Annotated in this window: 4 protein-coding genes; all 4 read right to left on the bottom strand. The window is 29.1% G+C overall.

The annotated features are described in order from the left end of the window. Nucleotides 1-82 precede the first annotated feature (82 nt). The 4 genes from Q5F54_RS12230 to Q5F54_RS12245 all read right to left on the bottom strand — a co-directional run bounded on the left by Q5F54_RS12230 (nucleotide 83) and on the right by Q5F54_RS12245 (nucleotide 3,044). Complete coding sequence (locus Q5F54_RS12230) at nucleotides 83-265, bottom strand: hypothetical protein (protein ID WP_071120174.1); 183 nt, start codon at nucleotides 263-265, stop codon at nucleotides 83-85. Between the two features lie 95 nt (nucleotides 266-360). Next, nucleotides 361-705 carry a hypothetical protein gene (locus tag Q5F54_RS12235; RefSeq protein WP_281538391.1) on the bottom strand — a complete coding sequence of 115 codons (345 nt, stop codon included), beginning with the start codon at nucleotides 703-705 and terminating at the stop codon, nucleotides 361-363. Between the two features lies 1 nt (nucleotide 706). Further along, complete coding sequence (locus Q5F54_RS12240; RefSeq protein WP_281538390.1) at nucleotides 707-1,057, bottom strand: PqqD family protein; 351 nt, start codon at nucleotides 1,055-1,057, stop codon at nucleotides 707-709. A gap of 70 nt (nucleotides 1,058-1,127) precedes the next feature. Then, entirely contained in the window at nucleotides 1,128-3,044 is a 1,917-nt protein-coding gene (locus tag Q5F54_RS12245) for an OPT family oligopeptide transporter (RefSeq protein ID WP_281538389.1), read from the bottom strand. Nucleotides 3,045-3,258: the final 214 nt, after the last annotated feature.

Here is a 3,258-nt window from a genome sequence, read left to right on the forward strand (position 1 = left end):
GCAACTTCTTAATAACCCTTTTTTTCTAGTGTCCTTGACAAAGGGTCCATTTTAAATAAAGAGGCTCTTTTTATATGCAGTTTTATTTATTTTTAGGAATATTTCTTTGAGGATATGCATTTTTACTATTTATAACTCTAAAATTTAATATATCTGTGGTTTCGCTATCAGTACTTTCATTAACTTCTATATTATCTAATATTTCATGATATTGATCATCATGATTATTTAAAAACATTAAGTCATCATTAGTTTTCTTTTTCATAATAAATCTCCTTTATAATGTTTTATATAAGTTAGTATCTGTGAAAACTAATTTTATATGTATATCAAGTATAAAATGAAATTGTTATATTTTATTTATTTAGATTTATATTTTAAAGTATAACCATTGGTAGTTTTTATAATAGTACCATTATTTAATAGATTACATATGATTATCTTAGCTAAATGAGAAGGATTTTTAATAACTAATTTATGTTTACTATAAAATAGAGAAGATTTAACATTAGTAAGTTCATTTTCTATATCTTTTCTAGATAAAGTCTTATTTTGTTTAAAAGACTTTATAACAATTTTTTCACTTTTTTTATAAAGATTATCTAACAGTTCCTTTTCCTTACTTTGTTCCTTTTTCATACCCCATATGTATATTATTACAGTAGCAATAGCAAATAAAAGTATATAAAATAGATTGATTAACATTTTACTTGCCTCCTTTTTTAAACTTTACAAATTTATTACTTTCAAGTATTGTGATAAACTCAACTAATCTTTCAATTAAAGGTTCAGCATCATTCCCAAAATGTCCTTTAACATCTTTAGATAGCTCGTAAACTGATTTATTATCGTCTATACACTTCCATACAAAGCTGCCATGTTTATCAAGCTTTATATAGCTTTTAGGAGGAACTTTAAAAGTTTTTTGAGCTATTTTATCAAATAAACAATTTCGAGTGATTTCTAAAGTAATAATACCAAAACTATCTTCAAGCCACTTTATATTTTTATTTTTTATAGGAACAAAATCTAAATAATTTTTAACTTTCTTACTCATAAAACCCTCCAATATATAAAATTAAGGGAGTGCATTTTAAGACAACTCCCTTAATTAACTATATTATTTATTAACTAGCTTTATTCTTATCTTTATACCAAATAGTGAACTTAAATAAAGTAAGTATTAATAATGCAAAGAATATTACAGAACCTATTTGACCTAGGTTAACAAAATCAGATAAGTTTATTATATCTGCTAGAGAGCTTTCTTCAATTTTTATAACTGCGAATATTGCAAGTAATACACCTACTAAACCTTCACCTGCTATAAGACCTGAAGTATATAAAACACCTCTGTCAATTTGTTCTTTTTTAACTTCTTTAGATACATTTTTTCTATTTTCAAGGAATAATCTTATAACTCCACCAAACATTATACCAGCACTTAAGTGAATTGGAAGATATAGACCAACTGCAAATGGAAGTACAGGTATACCTATTATTTCAACAGCTATAGCAATACCAGCACCAGCAAATATTAATGGCCAAGGAAGATTTCCTTCCATAACACCCTCAACAACTAATTTCATAAGTGTAGCTTGAGGAGCAGGTATATCTTTTGAACCAAATCCCCATGCAGCATTTAAAAGATATAAAACTGCACCGATAGTTAAAGCAGATATTAAAACTCCTATAAGTTCTCCTAATTGTTGCTTTCTAGGAGTAGCACCAACAATATAACCTGTTTTTAAGTCTTGAGAAGTATCTCCTGCAATTGCAGCTATTATACATATAACAGAACCTATTGCTATAGAACCCATCATACCATCTTGACCAACCATACCAGTTGATTTTAAAGCTAATGTACTTATTAATAAAGTAGCTATAGCCATACCAGAAACTGGGTTATTACTACTACCAACTAAACCAACAAGTCTTGAAGATACTGTTGCAAAGAAGAAACCAAATATAGCTATTAAAAGAGCACCAACAAAATTAACAGGAATAGAAGGTATTAACCATATAGCAATAACTACAGCTAATGAACCTAATAAAACAACTTTCATAGACATATCTTGGTCAGTTCTTAATGTAGAATTAGATCTATCCATATTAGAATAATCTTTCATTGCTTTAGCAAAAGTATTAACTATTAAAGGAAGAGATTTAATTAAACTTATTATACCGCCGCATGCAACAGCACCTGCACCAATATATCTTATATAACTATCCCAAATTCCCCAAAAGCCTAATTCACTTATAGGAACAGTTCCAGGATAAAGTATTGTGTCTGCTCCAAATAGTGCAAATAATGGTATTAAAGCAATCCAACCAACTATAGCACCTGCAAACATATATCCAGATATTTCATATCCACATATATAACCAACACCAAGAAGAGCAGGAAGTACATCTATACCAAATGCAGCATTAGAATATCCTGGTATTTCCCACTCTATTTCACTTGGAAATAATTTAAGACCATCAGCTATAAATTTATAAACTGCTGCTATTCCAAGACCTGCAAAAACTACAGAAGCCTTAGAACCACCTTCTTCACCAGCAAGTAAAACTTCAGCACAAGCTGTTCCTTCTGGATATGGAAGTACACCATGTTCTTTAACTATAAGTGCTTTTCTTAGAGGTATCATAAATAAAACTCCAAGTAATCCACCACATAAAGCTATAAGTGCAATTTTTAATAAACTAGGACTTCCAATTCCCCAATCTTTCATCCATATAAACATTGCAGGTAATGTAAATATAGCACCTGCAGCTAATGATTCGCCAGCTGAACCTATAGTCTGAACTAAGTTGTTTTCAAGTATAGATTCTCTTTTTAATAAGACTCTTAAAACCCCCATTGATATAACTGCAGCAGGGATAGATGCACTAACTGTCACACCAACCCTAAGACCTAAGTAGGCATTAGCAGCACCAAATATAACTGCCAACAAACATCCTAATATTATAGATGTAGCTGTAAATTCAGGAACTATTTTATTGGCGGGTATAAAGGGCTTAAACTCTTTTTGATTATCCATAATAGTACCTCCTTTTAATTTATATAATTTTGTTATGTAGGATTAGATAATTAATTGTATGTCTACTAAACTATATATATACATAAAGGGCTAGTACTTATTGTAAGGCAATAAAAATAAATTTTTATATATTAATAAGTAGAAAAAGAGATATATAATAGTAAAATGTACCCTATAGAGTAGACAGCTAATAAAAAGGTCTACTCTATAGGGT

The sequence above is a fragment of the uncultured Romboutsia sp. genome (assembly GCF_958366745.1).
Lineage (GTDB): Bacteria > Bacillota > Clostridia > Peptostreptococcales > Peptostreptococcaceae > Romboutsia > Romboutsia timonensis.